The organism is Candidatus Kaistella beijingensis, from assembly GCF_020084865.1.
GTDB lineage: Bacteria > Bacteroidota > Bacteroidia > Flavobacteriales > Weeksellaceae > Kaistella > Kaistella beijingensis.
On record NZ_CP071953.1, the window covers coordinates 429,172 to 451,081 of the forward strand.

Genomic DNA, 21,910 nt, shown 5'->3' on the forward strand with positions numbered 1-21,910 from the left:
ACATTTCTACATTGTTAAATTGTTACATTAAAAAATGAACCGTTTCTGTGCATTTCTTCGCGGCGTAAATGTGAAAGGAACTTCCATGAAAATGGCAGAAGTCTGCGGGGTTTTTTCACAGGCGGGAATGAAGAATGTGTCATCTGTTTTAGCGACAGGAAATATTGTTTTTAATTCAGAGAAAAATTCAGTAGAATTGAAAGTTGTTTTGGAAAAAGCAATGTCGGAACATTTTATTTACGACGCCTACCTTTTCATTAAAACCGAAGAAGAAGTGAAAGAAATCTTCGACAAAAATCCATTTGAAACCTCAACAGATCATCATATTTATGCTTTTGTAGGAATTGAAGAAGTTGAAAAAACGTTGCTCGAAGAATTTCAACAAGCCGAAAAATCTGAAGACGAAAAAGGCGAAATCGTTCGAAAAACCTTTTACTGGCAGGTTAAGAAAGGAAATACTTTAAATTCCAACTTCGGGAAAATTCTTGGCAAGAAATCTTTGAAAGATAAAATGACTTCGAGGAATATCAACACTTTTGAGAAGATTTTGAAAAAGTTTTAATAAAAGATTCAAAATAAATCCAACAAAATAAAAATCAATAGAAACGGGCTTTAGCCCGTTTATTTTTTGATATAATTCTTTGGCTTTAGCCGAAATTTATAGAAAGAATCCACATAAAAAATCACTATTTTTGTACAATTGAACAATTTGAAATCTTTGAAAAATTAGAACCAATAATGATACAATTCCTAGAAAACATCCACCACAAAAATTCAAAAAACTTCTTTCTCATTGCCGGTCCATGCATCATTGAAGGGGAAGACATGGCCTTAAGAATTGCCGAAAAAGTGGTTGAAATTACCAACAGATATGAAATTCCCTACATCTTCAAAGGAAGTTTTAAAAAAGCCAACCGCAGCAGAGTAGATTCTTTTACCACAATTGGTGAAGAAAAATCTTTACAAATTTTAAAGAAAGTAGGAGAGACTTTCAATATTCCTACTACAACGGATATTCATGAAAACGAACACGCTGCACTGGCTGCACAATATGTAGAGGTGTTGCAAATTCCCGCATTTTTGGTTCGTCAAACAGACTTATTGATTGCAGCAGCAAAAACAGGAAAATGTGTGACTTTGAAAAAAGGACAGTTCCTTTCTCCCGAATCCATGAAATTTGCAGTGGAAAAAGTGAAAGATTCCGGCAACGAAAAAGCAGCGATCATCGAGCGGGGAAATTCTTTCGGTTACACCGATTTGGTGGTGGATTTCCGTGGGATTCCTACGATGCGAAATTTTGCACCGGTGATTTTGGATGTTACTCATTCTTTGCAGCAACCGAACCAAAATTCAGGCGTTACGGGAGGTAGACCAGAATTGATTGAAACCATCGCAAAAGCTGGAATTGCAGTGGGAACCGACGGTCTTTTCATCGAAACTCATCCCGATCCAAGTTGCGCACTTTCTGATGGAGCCAATATGTTAAAGCTAGATAAACTCGATGATTTGCTGAAAAAATTAACAAGATTGAGAGAAGCGATTCTGTAATTTTTTGCTATCTTTAAAACCTAAATTTTCCGCATTGAAAAATATTATTTAATGAAAAAAATCTATCTTCTGATTGGGTTATTTCTTTGGATTCAATTTGGTTTTGCACAAAAAACGACCTACGAATTTTTTGCAGGAGTTGCGTTTTCATCGGTGATTGGTGGAAGTGGCTACAACAGCGACGGAAGTCAAGAATTCCAAACAGGAGATCATATTGGATATGTCAACGGATTTTCAATGAAGAATTGTGATGCGGTAGAACTAGGAATTTTTTTTCAGCAAAATAGGCTGCAAAATCATCCATTTTCTTCTGGAATCTCACAATATAGCAATACCACTAAAAATTTTATTTGGATTCCACTAAATTATCGTTTTAACTTTAAACACAATTTTTATTTTAAATCCGGCGTTGTAGCATTGATGGATTTGAGTAAAAAGGATAACTATTTCCGTAAATACAGCGGATTGGGAATTGGGGTTTCAGGTGGAAAAGGTTTTGAAATTGCAGCGAATCAATTGATAGAAATCAGTCCATATTTAAACTTCCATTCATTAATAAATTTCAAAAATCATCCTTACCGAATGTTGGATTTGGGTGTTCAACTTGCTTAAAAATTTTAAATAAAAAATCTTGAAAAAATTATCACTACTTTTTGCTTTCATTTTACCACTTTTTGCCTTTTCGCAAATCAACCTCAAAGTTTTAGATGAAAACGGAACTCCGGTTTCTCAAGCCAATGTTTTCTACAACAACCAAAGTTTTACTACCGATAATAATGGTTTTGTGAAGATTCCGTTGGCAGTTTCCGAACAGACTTTAACCGTTGACAAAGAAACTTTCCGTGGTTTTTCTAAAAATATCAAGACCACGCCGAAAGTTCAAAACATCAATGTTTTGTTCGTAAAATCAGAAAGAGAATCGCAAATTCAGGAGGTTGTTTTTCAGAAAAAAGGTAAACCAAAAGTAACGGACTTGACTTCAATGGAAATTTCTACCAAAGAGGCTCAACAGGTTGCCTCACTTTCCGGTGGAGTGGAAGGTCTTTTGAAAACTTTACCATCCGTAAATTCCAACACCGAACTTTCCTCCCAATACATGGTTCGAGGTGGGAATTACGATGAAAACCTCATCTACATTAATGATATTGAAATTTATAGACCGTTCTTGATTAGAAATTCTTTGCAGGAAGGAATGAGCATCATTAATCCCGACATGGTTCAAGCCATCAACTTTTCAGCGGGTGGTTTTGAGGCGAAATATGGTGATAAAATGTCATCTGCTTTAAATATTTATTACCGACAACCAACAAAATTTGAAATTTCTGGTGAAGCGAGCTTAATTGGAGCAAGACTTTCCGCTGGTTTTGCCTCGAAAGATAAAAAGTTGACGGCATTATTTTCTGGGAGATACAGAAACACAAATTTGGTTTTAAATACGCTGAACGAAGACACTGATTTCAATCCTCAATACATGGATTTTCAGTCTTACCTTACCTATAAGTTCAACGAAAAATGGGACATTTCGTTTATAGGATACTGGAGTAAAAATGATTATGAAATGGTTCCAAAGGTTAAAGAAGTTGATTTTGGATCTTTGCAAACCCCAATTAAGTTGAGCGTTTACTATAACGGAAAGGAAGACGACCAGTATAAAAACATGATGGGTACAGCTTCCATCAATTTTAAACCCAATAAAAAGTGGCGATTTACTTTAGATAATTTCGCCTACCAAAACCGTGAAAGAGAATATTACTCCATTGCTTCGGGTTACATGTTGCAGACTTTCGATCCGGTTACCAATGAGCCCATCACCTCCTACGACGTAGGCGGACAAATTGATCACGCAAGAAACGATTTGTTGGTGAAAACTTACGGAACACAGCTTAAAACAAGATTCTCCCCTGATGTAAATACCGATTTTGAAGTAGGTTTTAAATTTGAAAAAGAAAACTTAAAAGATTTTACAAACGAATGGCAATTGGTAGATTCGCTTGGTTACAGTACGCCGCGGACTTATACCAATCCTGGAACTTTAGACCCTTCGCAACTCCGACTGCGTTTCAATATTTCGGGTGCAAATCATATTCAACCAACGAGACTTTCAGCGTACGCACAATTTTCAAAAAAGTTTTTCTGGGGGGACAACAGAGTGTTTGCTAATGCAGGAGTTCGAGCTTCGCATTGGGATTTTAATAATGAAACCATTGTTTCGCCAAGAGCACAGTTTGCAATTAAACCAAATTGGGACATGGATATGCTGTTCAAAATTTCTGGTGGTATTTATTATCAAGCGCCATTTTATAAGGAAATCAAAGATTTGGATGGCAACTTTAATCCCAATATCAAATCGCAACGATCGATGCAGGTGATTTTGGCGAATGATTACGAATTCCGAATGGTGGACCGACCGTTCAAGCTCACCACCGAATTATACTACAAAAAAATGGATCACCTGATTCCTTATTACTTGGATAATGTGCGAATCCGATATTCTGGTCAAAATAATTCCGAAGGTTATGCATACGGAATCGACACTAGATTGTTTGGTGAGTTTGTTCCGGGTGTAGATTCTTGGATTTCTGCAAGTTATGCACGGGTTTATGAAAATATCGATGGAAGAGGATATATTCCACGACCAACGGATCCACGTTTCAGATTCTCCATGTTTTATCAGGATTATATGCCGAAATTCCCTTCAATGAGGGTGAATCTGACTTTGGTTTATGCCAACGGACTTCCTTCCGGTACTCCGATCTCTCTTGATGCCAACGGAAAACCTGATTATGAAGCGCCGTACAAATATCAGAAAACGCTACCGTCTTATAAAAGGGTTGACATTGGTTTATCCAAAGTCTTCATCGATCAGAAGGACAACAAAGTGAAAAGCGGTTTTTGGAGTAATTTTAAGGAACTTACTTTGGGCGTTCAGATTTTCAACGCATTTAACATTAGCAATACCGTTGCAAATCAGTGGATTACTGATGTAGGCAGTGAAAATAGAAATGTTTATGCGGTTCCGGTACGTTTAACAGGCAGGTTCTTTAATGTAAAACTTGATTTTAAACTATAATTGAAGGTCCCGAAATTTTAAAATTCGGGACTTTTTTTATTCACCTTCTTGGTACGAAACCACATCATACAAATCCGTTCTTCGGTCGCTGATGGTGCGGACTGCGCCGTAATGATGAAGTTCTTTCAATAAATTCAAATCTACATCCACAATCAGCGTGGTTTCGGTATTCGGCGTCGCTTCACCTTTTATCGCATTCGATGGAAACGGAAAATCAGAAGGCGTGAAAACCGCAGCCTGCCCGTACTGAATATCCATATTATTCACACCTGGTAAATTTCCTACGCAACCTGCAATTGCGACATAGCATTCATTTTCAATCGCTCTCGCTGCAGCGCAGTGACGAACTCTTGTGTACGCATTTTGCGTGTCGGTAAGGAATGGAACAAACAAAATTTTCATTCCTTGTTGCGCCAAAAGTCTTGGTAATTCCGGGAATTCCACATCATAGCAAATGACCAAACCTACCTTGCCGCAGTCGGTGTCGATGACTTTGATTTCGTTTCCGCCTTTCATCCCATAATATTTCCTTTCATTGGGCGTGATGTGGATTTTTCGGTATTCATCAATTTTTCCGTTTCGATGAAGAAGATAACTCACATTGTACAGTTCGCCATTTTCTTCGATCGGCATACTTCCAGCGATGATATTGATGTTGTAGCCAATCGCAAACTCAGAAATTTTACGTTTTATTTCTTCAGTAAATTCTGCCAGTTTCAACATACTTTCTCTTTCCGAAAGATGATTGAAAGGAGCGAGAAGTGGCGTGTTAAACAATTCCGGAAACATAATGAAATCCGATTTGTAATCCGCCATCACATTCACGAAAAATTCTACCTGTTCATAAAACGCTTCAATATCTTTGAAATGCCGCATCTGCCACTGAACCAAACCCAACCGAATCACCGAATCCTGCATGGTGTTTGGCTTTTTGCTGTAATAAATATTGTTCCACTGCAACAAAACCGCATTTTCTTCGGAATGAGAATCCTCGGGTAAATAATTTTTAAGAATTCGCACAGGAAGAAAATTGTTTGCCAGCTGAAAACTCAGGACCGGATCATAAAGCTCTTTTTTTCGAACCTGTTGAATGTATTGCCGCGGAGAAAGTTCTGCACTGTACAAATGATAATTTGGAATTCTGCCACCAACAATGATGGATTTTAAATTGAGTTTTTCGCAAAGTTCTTTTCTCGCGTCATATAACCTTCTCGCCAATCGAAGTTCGCGATATTCTGGATCTACAAAAATTTCGATTCCGTATAAAACATTTCCGGTTTCAGAATGGGTGTTGAAGGTATAATTTCCGGTAATTTCAGCATAAGTGTGATCGTCGCCGAAAAGTTCGTATTGTACAATTAAGGACAAACAAACCGCCGCAATTTTATCATTAACCGTGATGCAGATCTGCCCATCGGGAAAAATTTTGATAAGTTTTTCGATGCTTTTTTTTGACCATATATTTTCAGACATTGCGGGATATGCCTTTTTCATGGCTTCTCTCAGTTCGTTGTAATCGTCAATTTTTAAGTTTCTTATATCAATCTGCATCATTTTTAATTTTAATTTAAACAATAATTCCCGATGAATGGTCGAGAGAACTTCCTGTTGCCGATGAAAGCACATTAATTTCATTATTCACCCTTAAAACGCCCATGAAAGCGAAAATTAAGGCTTCTTTAAAATCAATAATTTTGCTTTCCGGAATAAAGATTTCGGTTTGTGTTTTGGATTTTATCCTTTCTATTAAATACGAATTATAAGTTCCGCCGCCGGTGAATAGAACTTTGCTTAATTGGTTTTTATTGAAAACCTCCGCAATTTGAAAAGCGGCGTGTTCTGTGAAAGTCGCCAAAACGTTTTCCGAATCTTCATCAGTTAATATAGGCAAAATATTTTCATTAACCCATTCAATTCCTAAAGATTTTGGTGGATTTTCCTGATAGAAATTTAATGAATTTAGTAGTGTTAAAGCTTCAAAGTTCACTTTTCCGTTTCGTGCAAAATCACCATTTTCATCGTAGTTTTTACCTAAACTTTGTGCAAATTTATTCAAGACAATATTGACCGGACAAATATCGAAAGCTATTCTTTTTCCATCTTTTTTAAAGGAGATATTGCAGAATCCGCCAATGTTCAAACACGCATCAAATTCAGAAAATAATAATTCATCACCGATTGGAACTAAAGGTGCACCATTTCCACCCATCAAAACATCCTGACTTCGGAAATCATAAACGACAGGAATTTTATTGAGGATTTTTATAGCGCGACCGTCGCCAATTTGCAAAGTGAATTTTTTCTGTGGTTGATGAAAAACGGTATGACCGTGAGAAGCGATTAAATCGATATTTTTTACAGAATACTTTTCAATAAAATTTTTTGTTTTTTCACCCAAATAAAAACCGTAGTCCGAATTCAAAGCCAAAAGTTCTTCTGAATGGAGCTGAATCGAATTTCTCAATTTAAATTCCCAATCTTCGGAATAAGGAATGGTTTCCGCATTTTCAATCTCAAAACTCCATTTTCCAATTTCGGTTTTTTCAAAAGAAGCGCAACAAATATCCAATCCGTCGAGACTTGTTCCCGACATTAATCCTAAAGCACGAAAAGTCATTAAGGTAATTTTAGGCTAAAAATAGTGAATTTTTGATGAAAGAGCCAAGTAAAAAGAGCCAAGAACCAAGTTGACAGTTTTGGATTTTTGAAATTTTGAATAAAGGCTGGTTAACGAACTCGTTTCTTTACCTTCATTATCTTCCTTTCTCCGGAATCTTCTTGGCATTAATATTGCCAGAATTATTGAAGAAGGTATATTCCGAGAAATCGTCTTTTGCCTTCATTCCATTTGCGCCGACCAAAGTGGAGCCGTCTTTATCGGTTACATAAACGGTATCTGAAGTGTAAATTGTTCTTTTAATCTGATCCCAATAAACCGACTGCATCGCGAACATTTGATTTTCTGACGTGATGATCTTTACATTTCCATTTGCCTCGTAAAACTTCTTTTTCTCATTAAACTTGGCATATTTCGCATTGATTTTTCCGGGAACTTTTGGCTTTTTTTTGTCGTAGAACAAAATATTTATTCCTTTTTTTGCCACAATATAAGGTGAATCAATAAATTCATATTTTTCAATAAGCGGTGCAGTTGCACGGAGTTTTACCACTCCTGAATCACGCTGAACAATATTGGCATTATTGATAATCTGCGAAGGAAAATTGGTGTTGTTGTTTTTATCTATTTTAGTAAGATCTTCGTCGCAGGAATTCAGAACAAAAAATATAGCACAACCGAAAACGGCGGCTATATTTTTATAGAATATTTTGCGGAAGAACTTCATTTCTTAATCATAAAGACGCTTCATAAACCACTTGTCGGCAAAATTAATTCCAACTCGCAGGTTGATGAAATTCTGGCGGATCAAATTATTATCCACAGTACCTCTTTTTCCTAACTCAATACCCAGGTCAATTCCGCTCATACGGTTCACAGAACGGTTCTCAAAAGGTAACGTTACACCCGCAGTTAAAGCAAACTGATTGATGTTGGTTCCGTTGATTGAAAGATTTCCCTTTTCGTAATATGCACCATAACGGTAAGTTACACGGGAAAAATAATTTCTGAAATTATTGTAATTCGGCAAATACCATCCACCGGCTGCAATTTTATAGGAATTTTGGTTGGAGAAAGGCTGACCTAAATACTGAATAGTTTCGCCTTTCTTGAAATCAAACTGCGTACCCATAAACCATTTCGCATCCTGTCCGTAACCAGCTCCAACACTGAACTCCATAGGAATTAAATTCTTGTCTTTACTGAATTTTTGATCAATAATGGCTTGGTTGGCTTTGGTTTCTCCGGGCAAGTAAAAATAGGTACTGTTGGTGTAAGCAGTTTCCATTTGACCCGTATTCCCAAAAGTGTAAGTAGCTCCCAAAGTTAGTTTTCTGTCTTTTTCCAACTTTTTTTGATAAGCGGTTCCTAAAGTAAAATTAAAGGTTTTGATTTTGTTTTTTGTTTCGTAACCGTTAATTAGTTCGGAATTGGAAAAAGCGACTTCATTGTTATCGTAAAGATTTCCAAAGAAGAAATTTGTTCTGAAACCCATAGCAAATTCCGGGGAAATTTGATATGATACCGCAGCTTGAACAGTGCTCAAAGTTCCTTCACCACGGAAAAGTTCAGACCTCACAGTTCCAGTATCAAAGGTAGTTTGTCTGAGAATGGAATATTTTTTCGAGCTGTACGGTTGGTAACCCATCCCAAATTTAACTTTACTGGAAATAGGAAATGCAATGCTGATGTTGGATAGATAGGTAGAATGTTTGGTAACATTGATATTTCCGTAGTCAGACTTGAAGAAATTGTTTTCGTTGGTGGCCTCAACTTTTAAAGTTGCCAATTCTAAATTTTTATTTGCTGCAGGATTGCTGAAATTAAAATTATTGTTGAAATCCCAAATATATGCAGTAGAGATACCGCCCATCGCATTCACATCCGTCGTATTGTCATACTTCACATCCCCAATTCCGAAGGCAGCATAAGGAGAATTACCAATCGATTGCGCTTGGAGGAAAAATCCCGCAGCGACGAGTGGTAACACAAAAAATCTTTTCATTCTCTATTTTTAAAAATAATGCGCAAATATCTTAAAATATACTGAATTGAGAAAATTTACTTTGGTTAAAGTTTGTTAAGGGAGATGCGAGTTTTGAATTACGGGACACGAGTTTGGAGTGGTGAAAGTTGCTCCTGTTACAAATCGTGGTTTGTTTAAAATGCAAATGTTTTTTAATGGATAGTCAAATATTTCGATGAAGTTTTAGCATTATTTATAAAACAACATTCAAAACGGTCTGATTCACCCTGAAGGAAATTGACTGCGCCGCAAATTCACTCACAAAGTCAAATTCACAATAATTAATTATTCATTTTTAATTCTTCATTAAATACGTTATTTTTACCACATGAATTGGGAACAAATCGCAGGACAGGATAATCTGAAAAAGCTTCTGAAAGATAGCATTCAGGACAATCGTGTAAGTCACGCTCAACTATTTGTGGGGAAAGATGGTTACGGAACTTTGCCGATTGCTTTGGCTTTTGCTAAAGAGGTTTTCAAAAAAGAAAACGAACACTCTTCCTCAAAAGTAGAAACACTGAATCATTTGGATTTGCACTTCAGCTTCCCCGTATTTAAAGAGAAAACAAGCGGACTTTCCTCTAATTTCTACGAAAATTTCAGGGAAATGATTCTTGAAAATCCCTACGCAAATAGCGAAGATTGGAGCAAAATTCTTGAATCGGAAAACAAACAGTTGACGATTTACGCCGATGAAGTGGATGAACTTAACAAAAAATTCTCCTTGAAAAGTTTTGAAGGCGGAAGTAAAATCCTCATCGTTTGGCAAGCCGACAAAATGAATGTTTCTGCAGCAAACAAATTCCTGAAATTCCTCGAAGAACCGCCAAAAGGAACCTTAATTATCCTCACCGCAGAAAATACCGACAATATTTTGCCTACGATTTTTTCGCGAACCCAACTGGTCGAAATTCCGAGAGTTGCGGATGAAGATGTTGAAGCTTATTTAAGTGAAAATTATCAGATTTCGGAAGAAAAAATCAAAGAAGTCGTCTTTCAATCCCAAGGAAATTTAAACGTTGCCAGAAAACTTGTACTGGAGGAAAACTCCGATTCCGAATTTGAGGAACTTTTTGTAACTTGGGTTCGTGAAGCATTCCAGGTAAAAAAGAAACCCGAATTTTTAAAGAATATCGTTTTTTGGGGAAGAAATATTGCAGGTTGGAACCGTGAAAAACAAAAGAGTTTCCTCAATTATTGCGGCGAAATGTTCCGTCTTGCATTGTTACAGAATTATGGAAACGAAAATTTGGTGTACAAAAAAATCGATTCGGGCGGATTCAAGTGGGACAGCTTTTCAAAATTCATCCACGGTGCAAACATTGAAGCAATTATCGATGAAATTTCCGACGCCGATTATCATCTGGAAAGAAACGCCAACGCAAAAATTGTGTGGACGGATTTGGGGATTAAGCTCTCTCGATACATCCACAAATCGGCATAAAAAAACCACCTTTTCGGGTGGCTTTATTTTAAGCAGCTTTCTTTGCTTCCTGTTTTTTTGCTTTTGCGTCGCAACTGCCTTTACAATCTTTGTGATCTTTCATATCACAATTTTTTGCGGTTTTCTTACTATCCATTTTACATTCTTTGGCGTCTTTCCCCGCACAGCAAGATTTTTTTGGAGCTTCTTGAGCGAAAGTCAACGTAAAAGCTGAAATCGCTAAAACCGAAATAATTTTTTTCATATCAAATTTATTTTTATTTTGTTAGATGATGCGAAGATAGAAATATTTTTGAAATATTTTCTTTCATGAATTTATTTTACCTCCAAATGAGCATTATTCAACCTCAACGAATTCAAAATCACCGAAACCGAACTGAAACTCATCGCCGCCGCCGCAATCATCGGTGAAAGCAAAATCCCGAAGAAAGGGTAGAGCAAACCTGCCGCAACAGGAATTCCTAAGGTGTTGTAAATAAAGGCGAAGAAAAGATTTTCCTTGATATTTCTCAATAATTTTTCGCTTAAAATTTTGGCTTTTGCAACGCCCAAAATATCGCCTTTTAACAAGGTAATTCCTGCGCTTTCAATGGCTGCATCGGTTCCTGTCCCCATCGCAATTCCTACGTTGGATTGCGCCAAAGCAGGAGCATCGTTAATTCCGTCGCCGGTCATCGCCACGATTTTTCCTTCGTTTTGAAGTTTTTTGATTTCGTGCATTTTATCTTCAGGAAGACAGTTTGCGAAATATTTTTTGATGCCGAGTTCGGCTGCAACAGCTTTTGCGGTATGTTTATTATCTCCCGTCATCATCACAACCTCGATATTTTGATTTTGAAGATATACAATCGCCTTTTTAGAACTCTCTTTAATTTTATCTGAAAAACTCAAAAATCCTAAAACTTTTCTATCTTTAGTCAAATACGAAATCGTTCTTGCTTGGTCCTGGTTTTCAACAACTTTCTGTTTTAAATCTTCAGGAACTTGAATGTTGAATTGATTTAAAAGTGCTTCATTTCCGAGCAAAACTTCTTGTCCATCAATATTTCCTTTCACTCCTTTTCCGGAAATATTTCTGAAGTCTTCGACTTTCTCTAAACTTTCTTTCGATGCGATTCTTTTGTCATGCTGAGTTTCCCGAAGCATCTTAAAATTTTCTTGAGCAACGGCGAAAGAATCCAAAACCGCTTTCGACAAAGGATGTTCCGAATTTTGGTTTAAAGAAGCCGCCAATTTCAAAATCTCGTTTTTACTCGAATTTTCGAAAATTTCTATGGATATCAAACTCGGTTTTCCTTCTGTTAAAGTACCTGTTTTATCGGTAATCAGCACATTTACCTTGTGCATTTCCTCCAAAGCTTCGGCGTTTTTAATTAAAATTCCATTCTTTGCTCCTTTTCCAATTCCGACCATTAAACTCATTGGTGTAGCTAATCCTAAAGCGCATGGACAAGCCACAATCAAAACGGCAACAGCATTCACAAAAGCATAAATGAGTTTATTTTCTCCACCGAAAATCATCCATAAGATGAAAGTCAATATTGAAATCCCAATTACCACCGGCACAAAAATTTTCGAAATTTTATCCACCAAAGTTTGAATTGGAGCGCGACTTCGACTTGCTTCATTCACCATTTTAATGATTTGTGAAAGTAAGGTTTCATCACCTACTTTTTCGGCTTTCATCACGAAAACTCCATTTCCGTTAATCGTTCCGGATGTGACTTTATCATCGATTTTTTTCTCGACAGGAATAGGTTCTCCCGTAATCATGCTCTCATCTACGGTTGAATTACCTTCCGTAATTTTTCCGTCCACAGGAATTTTTTCGCCCGGTTTTACTTTTAAATAATCACCAATCTTAACTTCCGAAAGTGGAATTTTTTTCTCGTTTCCTTCAACAATTAAATTCGCAACATCGGGTGAAAGATTCATCAATTCTTCAATGGCTTTTCCGGTTTTTTGGTGAGCTCTGGCTTCCAACATTTGTCCCATAATGACCAAAGTCAAAATCACGCAAACCGATTCAAAATAGAGCGGAATTTTTCCACCGTGAGCCATTTCGTGAGGTAATATATTGGGAATAAATAAGGCAACCAAACTGAAAATAAATGCCGCAGCTGATCCTAAAGCAATAAGTGAAAACATGTTTAAATTCCAGGTTTTAAAGGAAACCCACCCACGTTTCATTAAAAACCATCCTGCATAAAAAATCACGGGAATGGATAAAACCAATTCCAAAATTCCCTGAACTTGATTGGAAAAAGGAAAATCAATCCACATTCCGCCCATCGAAAGGACGAAAACTGGAATCGTGAAAGCCAAAGCAATCAGGAATTTTTTCTTTAAGATATTAAAGGTATCATCTTCATTATCACTGTTTTTTGAAGGTATAGGAACCAAATCCATTCCGCAGATTGGGCAGTCTCCCGGTTCATTTTTTACAATTTCGGGGTGCATTGGACAAGTGTATTGAGTGGGTTTTGGTTTTTCTGGATATTTCACCAAATCCATTCCGCAAACCGGGCAACCTACATTGGAATCATACACTTTATCGCCTTCACAAAACATAGGACAATAGTATTTGCCGGCATGATTTTCACTATTTCCATTGGATGGAACTGGGTGATGCGTATGATTATGGGCATTTCCGCGGTCGTGTTTTTTTGAATTTTGAATTAAATCGTCGGTAATTTCTTCCAAATGCATGTGACAAACCGGGCAACCAATGTCGGAATTGTAGGTTTTATCGCCTTCGCAGAACATCGGACAAAAATATTCGCCAATTTTTTCTTTGAAATTTTCAGGTAAATTGGTTTTTGAAAATTGTTGCGGTTTATTTCTAAATTCCTCTTTTTCTTCGATTGGAACGAGGTACATGTTGCAAACAGGACATCTTTTTCCCTGCTGAAAATATACTCTTTCACCTTCGCATTCCATGGGACAATAATAGACGGAACTTGGCGAAACGCGGTCTTTTGGCGGAATAGGATGATGTTTGTGCTCCATTTTTATTCTTTTGATTTTAGGCGGTCACTTATAAATTCAATTTTTGTTTTGCCGTGCCTTGTTGGTTTTCCGTTTTCATCAACGCCTACGAAAATTATTTTATCGATGGTGATGATGGTTTGCCGCGTCATCATGTTTCTAACTTCGCAAGTTAAAGTGATGGAAGTATTTCCAAAATCAATTGCCTCAATCCCGATTTCAATAATGTCGCCTTGTTTTGCGGAACTGACGAAATTAATTTCCGAAATATATTTGGTAACGCAACGTGGAGTTTCCAATTGTACAATCGCGTAAAGTGCGGCTTCTTCGTCAATCCACTGCAATAATCTTCCACCAAATAAAGTGTGGTTTGGATTTAAATCTTCGGGCTTGATCCATTTTCGGGTATGGTAATTCATTTCTTTTATTTTTTTGTTTTCGGCTTTCAGCAATTGACTTTTGGCTGAAATGTTTTTTCTTTGAAGCTATCTTGTGAAAACAAGTTTAGTTTTGGAAGAAAGTTCTTCGTCGATTCGGTATCCTTCCAAGTTAAACGCTTTCACGTCATTTAAGGTTTTTGCTTGATTTTCAGCGCAAAATCTTACGACTAAACCTCGTGCATGTTTTGTGTAAACTACGATGGTTTTTAGTTTTCCGTCTTTCATTTCATAAAAATCAAAATCGATAACTGGAGCGTTAAGTTTCTTTTTATCTAAAACTTTGATGTATTCTGAACTTGCTAAATTTAAAATTAAATCTTTGCTTTTCAGTTCGGAATTAAGTTGCTGGGTGACTTTTTCACGCCAAAATTCATAGAGATTTTTGTAGTGCTCAAATTCAAAACTTCTGCCCATTTCCAATCGGTAAAGCATGATTTTGTCGGAAGGTTTCAAAAGTCCGTACAATCCGGAAAGCATTCTGTAATTTTTTTGAAGATAATCCACCGCTTTTTTGTCTAAAGTTTTTGCGTCCAAACCTCGGTAAACTTCGCCTGTGAAAGCAAACATTGCAGGTGCAGATTCTTTCGCGGAAGGTTTTGCTTTCCAGTTTTGGTTTCGTTCCCAATTTTCGTCGGCAAGTTTTTGGGAGATTTCCATTAAATCCGACAAATATTTGGGAGATTTTTCCTTTAAATACGATTGAATAAATGCCGCTTCGTCAATGAATTTCGGAGTTGTTGATTTCAACATGTCCGTTTTGTTTTCAATATTCATCAATTTTGCGGGTGAGGTGATTATCTTCATCTATTTTGTTTAAAGTTTAAGGTTCCAAGTTGATAAATTCACTATTGACAGCGAAGCGAATTCACCGTTCACTTATTACATTTCCCCTTTTCCTTGTCGCAGAACTTCCGGTTCACCGCTCGTTAAATCCACAATTGTTGACGCCACGTTGTCGCCATATCCGGAGTCTATGACGATATCCACCAAATGGTCGTATTTTTCTGCAATCAGTTCGGGATCGGTGGAGTATTCGATGACCTCGTCGTCGTCTTTAATGGAAGTCGACGCAATCGGATGTCCCAATTTTTCTACAATCAATTTGGGAATCGGATGGTCGGGAACTCTTATTCCGACGGTTTTCTTGCCTTTGTAGGCGAGCGGAAGATTTTTGTTGGCTTCCAAAATAAAGGTGAAAGGTCCGGGAACTCTGTTTTTCAAGAAACGAAAAATTGCAGAATCGATGGGTTTTGTAAATTCTGACAGGTGGCTCAAATCGTTACAGATAATGGAAAACTGCGCTTTGTCAAGTTTTGTTTTTTTAATCTGCGCCAATTTTTCCATCGCTCGAATGTCGAAAATATTGCAACCCAACGCATAAACCGTGTCGGAGGGATAAATAATCAGTCCGCCGTTTTTTAAAGTCTTCACCACTTCGTCAATCGCACTTTCCTGTGGATTTTCGGGATATATTTTAAGGATTTTAGCCATACACAAATTTAGTAAAATTAGATGAATAAAGAATTTTTACAAAAAATTTGCAGATCCACAGAATTGTTGTATATTTGCACCACAATATCGCGGGGTAGAGCAGTAGGTAGCTCGTCGGGCTCATAACCCGGAGGTCGCACGTTCGAGTCGTGTCCCCGCTACCAAGGCAAAGAGAATTACAAATGTGATTCTCTTTTTTATTTAAATGAGGTTTCATGACAGATCTTCCCGGAAAAGCCATTCACGATTATTATTTTAACAAGAGTAAGATAAAATTGTACGTCAAAGATATTTTCGGGCCGAAAGTAGAAATGCCTTTGTCCCTATATTTTCGTGGATTTTCTGAAATGCCCGATTTAGAAAAGAAGGCGTTACAACTTGGTCGAGGAAAAATATTGGATATCGGTGCAGGTTCCGGTTCCCATGTTTTGGAGCTTCAAAAAAATAATGATGAAGTTTATGCGCTTGAAATTTCTCCTGCAGCTTGTGAAGTGATGAAAGATAGAGGAGTGGAGAACGTGATTTGTAAAGATATTTTCAAATATAAAGGTGAAAAATTCGACACGCTTTTGCTTCTGATGAATGGAATTGGACTTTCTTCTACATTAGAAGGTTTTAAAAAGTTTTTGAAAAAAGCTGAAGATTTACTCGATCCAAATGGACAGTTAATTTTCGATTCGTGCGATATTTCCTATATGTATGAAATGGCGGAAAAGCCTGATTACTATTACGGTCAAGTAAAATGCCGCTACGAATATGACCAACTTTTGACCGATTGGTTTGAGTGGCTTTATCTCGACAAAAAAACCATGACCCAAATCGCGACTGAATGCGGTTGGAATGCGGAAGTCGTTTTTGAAGATGAAAACGATCAGTATTTGGCGGTTCTCAGCAAAAGGAACTAATCTCATTCTGATTGCGCATCTAAAACCTTGTTTCGGCTTGATAAATAAAGTTGACAGTCAAATTTGTTTTTAATGAATTTCCACCGCCACATAATCGCTTTCATTTCCTAAACGATCCACCGCTTTCAACGCCAAATCCGTTAAATGAACTCCCGATTTTAATAAAGGAAGAAATTTGCTGTGTTCGTCGCTGTTCAAAATTTCGGTTTCCCATTTGTTGCCGTATTTAGCGAAGAGAATAAAATGTTTTGCCTGTTGCGGATTTCGTGAAAGCCAATGAATTTCTGCATTATTACCTGATTTTTTGGCGGTAATTTCAGGTTTTAAAACAGGTTCCGATTTAATCCACGGACTTGCCGGAACCAGAGCTTTTTCTTTATACAAGTTCTGAAGAGCCGTTTGCATCACATAGTTTTTAGAAATTCCATCAATGCTGTAATGAATGACACCGGAATTATTTCCTAAAATACTTCTCGTGATTTTTATTTGATTTGAAATTTCCTCCACTTTGTCAGCAACATTTTTTACTCCCACCGTGTTCAATCCCGGCCAAAGATGGACGTTCTTCGGTGTTTCTGATTTCCACCAATTTAAAAGTGAGGAATAACTTTGCGGACCGCCTTCTTTCCAATAGAGTTGCGGCGAAAAATAATCGCACCAACCTTCGTTCAGCCATAATTTTGCATCGGCGTAAAGTTCATCATATTGCGAAGTTCCCGTCACATCTGCAGGAAATCCCGGCTTCCAAATTCCGAATGGGGAAATTCCAAATTTGACGTACGATTTTTCGGCTTTTATTTCATCGTGAATTCTTTTGATAAATTTGTTCACATTTCCGCGTCGCCAATCTGCACGCGACAAAGTTCCGCCCGAATTTTTGTAAACAGTCCAAGTTTTATCGTCAGGAAAATCTCTTCCGCCGTTGTATTCTTTGTAAGGATAAAAATAATCGTCTATGTGGATGGCATCAATATCATAACGTTTCACCAAGTCTTTGATGACCGATGAAGCGTGGTTTTGCACTTTCTCATCCGAAGGATCCATCCAATACATTCCGTTTCTCAAGCGATAAGTTTCATTGGACATTTTAGAGGCCATACTTTCGGAAGTCACGGCTCCGCCAGTTGTGTGATGCGCTCGGTAAGGATTGAGCCACACGTGAAGTTCCATCCCACGTTTGTGTGCCTCGGAAATCCAAAATTCCAAAGGATCATAAAACGGCGACGGCGATTTCCCTATTTGTCCCGTCAAGAAATAAGACCAAGGTTCCAAATCACTTTTGTAAAGCGCATCTGCAGAAGGTCGCGCCTGAAAAACCACCGCATTGAAATTGGCGTCTTTCAGCAAATCCAAAATTTTGATGGCTTCCTGTTTTTGTTGTTCAGTAGAAAGATTATTTTTTGAAGGCCAATTGATGTTTGCCACGGTTGCAATCCACGCTGCACGAAATTCGCGGTTGACTTCGGGTAATTGTATAGCTGCTGGTTGCTGATTGCTGGTTACTGGCTTTGTGACCGGTTTTGTGGTGACAGTTGTTGGTTTTTTGGGTGGGGTTGAGGTTTTTTGGGTGGAACAGGATGCGATGAAGAGACCTGTTAATATTGGGAGGGTGTATTTTAGAGTTGATATTTTCATGGGATAAAAATAGGTGAAAATGTTTTGTTTTTAAAGTTTTTAAGAAATTTTAGGAATTCAGTTTTTATTTGATGGGATTGCTTTGTTGTTCATTATTTCCTTTTTATCAACGGATTGCTTCGTCGTTCGTTCCTCACTCCTCGCAATGACGGTGTAAAAGAAAAAAAGACGCTCCAAAAAGCGTCTTTTAAAATATATTTATCGATGGATTGCCGCGCTCTCGCTCGCAATAAAAAATTACCCTTTCGCAACTCTCTCCGCACGTTTTCTTTCCTCTTCAGAAAGCACTTTTTTACGCATTCTGATGAAGTTTGGCGTTACTTCGATGGCTTCGTCGGCTTGGATGTATTCCATACATTCTTCCAACGAGAAAAGGATTTTTGGGGCAACTCCGGTGTCTTTGTCTTTGCCGGATGCACGCATGTTGTTCAATTGTTTTCCTTCCACGATGTTTACTACCAAATCGCCCGGTTTGTTTTGTTCACCCACAATCATTCCAGCATAAACATCTTCACCTGGATCCACGAAAAATCGTCCTCTATCCTGTAATTTATTGATGGAATATTCTGTACAAGGTCCTTGAATTTTTGAAATCAAAACGCCATTACTTCTTCCCGGAATGGAACCTTTGAAAGGCTTATAATCCACGAAACGGTGCGCCATAATCGCTTCACCTGCAGTTGCGGTCAACATTTGCGAACGAAGTCCGATTAACCCACGGGAAGGAATTTCAAACTCCAAATGCTGCATTTCGCCTTTGGTTTCCATGATGTGAAGGTCGCCTTTTCTTTGTGTCGCCAAATCAATAACTCTTGAAGCAAATTCTTCCGGAACATCTACCACCATTGATTCGTAAGGTTCGCAATTTACCCCGTCAATTTCGCGCAAAATTACTTGCGGTTGACCGATCGTCATTTCGTAACCTTCTCTACGCATCGTTTCAATAAGAACGGAAAGGTGCAAAATTCCACGACCAAAAACCAAGAATGTATTTGCATCATCGGTTGGTTCAACTCTTAATGCTAAATTTTTCTCTAATTCCTTATACAAACGGTCTTTCAAGTGGTTTGAAGTCACATATTTTCCGTCTTTCCCGAAGAAAGGGGAATTGTTGATGGAGAAGGTCATGTTCAAAGTCGGCTCATCGATAGAAAGTCTTGTCAATGGTTCCGGATTTTCTAAATCTACAAACGTGTCGCCAATTTGGAAGGAATCAAAACCTACAATCGCACAAATATCTCCTGCGTGAACTTCCTGAACTTTTTTCTTGCCAAGTCCTTCAAACACGTATAATTCTTTTACTTTTCCTTTTATAATTTTTCCGTCTTCCTGCGCCAAACCAATCCATTGCGATTCTTTTACGGAACCTCTTGCTACTTTTCCAATCGCGATTCTTCCTAAAAATGAAGAAAAATCAAGCGATGTAATCTGCATTTGAAGGTTTCCTTCTTCTACTTTTGGTTCAGGAACGTATTGCAAAATTCCGTCTAACAAAGGCATAATTGAATCTGCAGGTTCCAAAGTGGTGTTGAACCAACCCTGTTTGGATGAGCCGTAGAAAGTTGGGAAATCCAATTGTTCTTCCGTTGCATCAAGGTTGAAAAACAAATCGAAAACTTGGTCGTGAACCTCCTCCGGACGACAGTTGGGTTTATCCACTTTATTGATGACAACGATAGGTTTCAAGCCGAGTTCCAACGCTTTATGCAAAACGAAACGCGTTTGTGGCATCGGTCCTTCAAAAGCATCCACCAAAAGCAAAACTCCATCTGCCATTTTCAAAACACGTTCTACTTCACCACCAAAATCGGCGTGACCAGGAGTGTCGATCACATTAATTTTCGTGTCTTTATAGGTTACGGAAATGTTTTTTGATAAAATGGTGATTCCTCTTTCGCGCTCCAGATCATTGTTGTCCATAATCAGTTCACCAGATTCCTGGTTTTCTCTGAAGATGTTTGTGGCGTGAATAATTTTGTCGACCAAAGTTGTTTTTCCGTGGTCAACGTGTGCGATAATCGCGATATTTCTAATGTTTTGCATAATCGTTTTTTGACGGTGCAAAAGTAATCTTTTTTGTCGGATAATTTATTAAACCGTAAAGAATTAATAAAAATTAATGTGGAAAATTGAGGAAAGTTGAATTTAAGGTTTGCTGGGTCGTGGATGTTGGGTGCTGGAAGTCAAAAGTTTGATGAGAAGATAAATGACTTTGAAGATGTGTAGAAAACCAAAATTCCTATTTAAACAAATGTTTGCAACAAAACGTTTCAAGTGCGCTTTTCATAGACGCACAAAGATTAATTGTAAAATAATAATTTATCATACAGTTTTAATAGGTTTATGCAACTGAGTTTTTATTTTTCTCGTGATAATTAATTTTTCTCTGAGAAAGATTTAAAAACCTGAAAACCAAAAGAATCGCAGAAACCGTTAATCCCAAACCAAGTGCAATCCACATTCCGAACGCACCCATTTTTAAAGTCACGGTGAGAAAATATCCCAAAGGAATTGCAATCAACCAATAAGCAATAAACGTAATGATGGAAGGAATTTTCACATCCTGAATTCCTCGGAGACAACCGAGTGCTACAACTTGAATTCCATCCGAAAGCTGAAAAAGAGCTGCAATGATCAACAATTTTGCGGCGAGTTGAATGACGTCAACATCTTCCTTTTTAGTAAAGAAGGTCGGTAAAATATGTCTTCCGAAAATGAAAAACAATCCACAAACGAACATGAAAATGAAAACGATTTTCAAATTGTTGATGCCGACTTTTTTTAATTCTACATAGTTTTGCTCTCCTAATTTCCTTCCAATCATCACTGTTGAAGCCACACTGAACCCGATACAGAGATTAAAAGTAAAGGACGCCATGGAAAGGGCAATTTGATGCGAAGCGATATCATGCGACGAAATCAATCCGCAAATAAACGCGGCTCCTGCAAATGCAGTTACTTCAAAAAACATTTGAAGAGCAGTCGGAAAGCCGATCTTGAGCATTTTATCAAACATTGCCTTGGAAAATTCTGAAATTTTTAATGAAAAATCTTTGATGTACCTTTTGGTTTTTTCCTGTTTCATTAGGACGTAATAAAGGAAAACCATCATGAAAATTCTAGCAATCAAACTCGCTAAAGCCGAACCTTTTACGCCCATCGGTGGAATTCCGAACATCCCTTTAATAAAGACATAATTTAAGATGACATTGATGACGTTTGCAATAATCGTTGCTTTCGTAACTCCAATTGTGTAGGATAAACCTTCAGAAACTTCGCGCAAAGTCTGGAAGACCATGAACGGTAAAATACTTAAAGTCATGATGCTCAAAAAACCAATCGTGTCGGGAATAATTTCCGGTGGTTGGTCCATGTGATAAAGCAGTGGCATTGCAGCGAAAAGTAGAATCATCAACAATAATCCGATTCCCAAATTAATCACAAAGCCGTGACGAAAGACCGAATTAATCGTTTCGTGTTTATGCTGTGAATGCGCTTCGGAAACGAGTGGGGGAATGGCAAACGAAAATCCCAACGCAAAAACAAAAATCGAGAAAAATACGGCATTTCCCAATGAAACCGATGCCAAAGCTTGCGCACCCAATAACTTCCCGACAATAATATTATCGAACAGGTTTACGGAAACCTGACCAACCTGCGTTAACATTACAGGAAGTGCGAGTTTCAGACATGCTTTGGTGTGTTGTTGATTAAGAAATACCATAAAATTTCAAAAAAAATTT

Annotated in this window: 18 protein-coding genes and 1 tRNA gene; 7 read left to right on the top strand and 12 right to left on the bottom strand. The window is 37.6% G+C overall.

Annotated elements, in window-relative coordinates; translation table 11 throughout:
* Window positions 1–34: 34 nt before the first annotated feature.
* The 4 genes from J4771_RS01990 to J4771_RS02005 all read left to right on the top strand — a co-directional run bounded on the left by J4771_RS01990 (window position 35) and on the right by J4771_RS02005 (window position 4,618).
* Window positions 35–562 carry a DUF1697 domain-containing protein gene (locus J4771_RS01990; RefSeq protein WP_224135896.1) on the top strand — a complete coding sequence of 176 codons (528 nt, stop codon included), beginning with the start codon at window positions 35–37 and terminating at the stop codon, window positions 560–562.
* A gap of 176 nt (window positions 563–738) precedes the next feature.
* A complete protein-coding gene (gene kdsA, locus J4771_RS01995; RefSeq protein WP_224135898.1) occupies window positions 739–1,548 on the top strand; it encodes a 3-deoxy-8-phosphooctulonate synthase in 810 nt (269 codons plus the stop codon).
* A 51-nt stretch (window positions 1,549–1,599) separates the two neighbouring features.
* Complete coding sequence (locus J4771_RS02000) at window positions 1,600–2,160, top strand: hypothetical protein (protein WP_224135901.1); 561 nt, start codon at window positions 1,600–1,602, stop codon at window positions 2,158–2,160.
* Window positions 2,161–2,434: 274 nt separating this feature from the next.
* On the top strand, window positions 2,435–4,618 hold the full coding sequence (locus J4771_RS02005; RefSeq protein WP_224137735.1) for a TonB-dependent receptor plug domain-containing protein: 2,184 nt from the start codon (window positions 2,435–2,437) through the stop codon (window positions 4,616–4,618).
* 36 nt (window positions 4,619–4,654) lie between these two features.
* Here the strand turns inward: J4771_RS02005 and J4771_RS02010 are convergent, their stop codons facing one another.
* The 4 genes from J4771_RS02010 to J4771_RS02025 all read right to left on the bottom strand — a co-directional run bounded on the left by J4771_RS02010 (window position 4,655) and on the right by J4771_RS02025 (window position 9,240).
* Window positions 4,655–6,169 (bottom strand): carbon-nitrogen hydrolase family protein, encoded by a 1,515-nt coding sequence (locus tag J4771_RS02010; protein ID WP_224137736.1) that lies wholly within the window; start codon window positions 6,167–6,169, stop codon window positions 4,655–4,657.
* 16 nt (window positions 6,170–6,185) lie between these two features.
* On the bottom strand, window positions 6,186–7,235 hold the full coding sequence (locus J4771_RS02015) for an anhydro-N-acetylmuramic acid kinase (protein ID WP_224135903.1): 1,050 nt from the start codon (window positions 7,233–7,235) through the stop codon (window positions 6,186–6,188).
* A gap of 136 nt (window positions 7,236–7,371) precedes the next feature.
* Window positions 7,372–7,962, bottom strand: a complete 591-nt coding sequence (lptC, locus tag J4771_RS02020) for an LPS export ABC transporter periplasmic protein LptC (protein WP_224135905.1) — start codon at window positions 7,960–7,962, stop codon at window positions 7,372–7,374.
* Between the two features lie 3 nt (window positions 7,963–7,965).
* Complete coding sequence (locus J4771_RS02025) at window positions 7,966–9,240, bottom strand: hypothetical protein (protein ID WP_224135907.1); 1,275 nt, start codon at window positions 9,238–9,240, stop codon at window positions 7,966–7,968.
* 349 nt (window positions 9,241–9,589) lie between these two features.
* Between J4771_RS02025 and J4771_RS02030 the strand changes: the two genes are divergently transcribed.
* Window positions 9,590–10,708 (top strand): DNA polymerase III subunit, encoded by a 1,119-nt coding sequence (locus J4771_RS02030; protein WP_224135909.1) that lies wholly within the window; start codon window positions 9,590–9,592, stop codon window positions 10,706–10,708.
* Window positions 10,709–10,736: 28 nt separating this feature from the next.
* Here the strand turns inward: J4771_RS02030 and J4771_RS02035 are convergent, their stop codons facing one another.
* The 5 genes from J4771_RS02035 to J4771_RS02055 all read right to left on the bottom strand — a co-directional run bounded on the left by J4771_RS02035 (window position 10,737) and on the right by J4771_RS02055 (window position 15,627).
* A complete protein-coding gene (locus tag J4771_RS02035; protein ID WP_224135911.1) occupies window positions 10,737–10,952 on the bottom strand; it encodes a hypothetical protein in 216 nt (71 codons plus the stop codon).
* Between the two features lie 71 nt (window positions 10,953–11,023).
* Window positions 11,024–13,717, bottom strand: coding sequence for a copper-transporting P-type ATPase (locus J4771_RS02040; protein ID WP_224135913.1), 2,694 nt, complete (start codon window positions 13,715–13,717; stop codon window positions 11,024–11,026).
* A gap of 2 nt (window positions 13,718–13,719) precedes the next feature.
* Entirely contained in the window at window positions 13,720–14,115 is a 396-nt protein-coding gene (locus J4771_RS02045; protein WP_224135915.1) for an acyl-CoA thioesterase, read from the bottom strand.
* Window positions 14,116–14,181: 66 nt separating this feature from the next.
* Window positions 14,182–14,940: a peroxide stress protein YaaA gene (gene yaaA / locus J4771_RS02050; protein WP_224135917.1), complete on the bottom strand. Its 759-nt coding sequence runs from the start codon at window positions 14,938–14,940 to the stop codon at window positions 14,182–14,184.
* A gap of 75 nt (window positions 14,941–15,015) precedes the next feature.
* The gene (locus J4771_RS02055) at window positions 15,016–15,627 is read right to left on the bottom strand and encodes an L-threonylcarbamoyladenylate synthase (RefSeq protein WP_224135919.1); all 612 of its coding nucleotides are present in this window, start codon (window positions 15,625–15,627) and stop codon (window positions 15,016–15,018) included.
* Window positions 15,628–15,715: 88 nt separating this feature from the next.
* On the opposite strand from J4771_RS02055, the gene J4771_RS02060 reads away from it, so the two are divergent.
* Window positions 15,716–15,791 (top strand) — tRNA-Met (locus J4771_RS02060).
* Window positions 15,792–15,842: 51 nt separating this feature from the next.
* Window positions 15,843–16,532, top strand: coding sequence for a class I SAM-dependent methyltransferase (locus J4771_RS02065; RefSeq protein ID WP_224135921.1), 690 nt, complete (start codon window positions 15,843–15,845; stop codon window positions 16,530–16,532).
* A 69-nt stretch (window positions 16,533–16,601) separates the two neighbouring features.
* On the opposite strand, the gene J4771_RS02070 is transcribed toward J4771_RS02065, so the two are convergent.
* From J4771_RS02070 to J4771_RS02080, 3 genes are all read right to left on the bottom strand, one after another.
* Entirely contained in the window at window positions 16,602–18,167 is a 1,566-nt protein-coding gene (locus J4771_RS02070; RefSeq protein WP_224135923.1) for a glycoside hydrolase family 10 protein, read from the bottom strand.
* A 237-nt stretch (window positions 18,168–18,404) separates the two neighbouring features.
* Window positions 18,405–20,210, bottom strand: a complete 1,806-nt coding sequence (gene typA / locus J4771_RS02075; protein ID WP_224135925.1) for a translational GTPase TypA — start codon at window positions 20,208–20,210, stop codon at window positions 18,405–18,407.
* Between the two features lie 298 nt (window positions 20,211–20,508).
* Window positions 20,509–21,891, bottom strand: coding sequence for an MATE family efflux transporter (locus tag J4771_RS02080; RefSeq protein ID WP_224135927.1), 1,383 nt, complete (start codon window positions 21,889–21,891; stop codon window positions 20,509–20,511).
* Window positions 21,892–21,910: the final 19 nt, after the last annotated feature.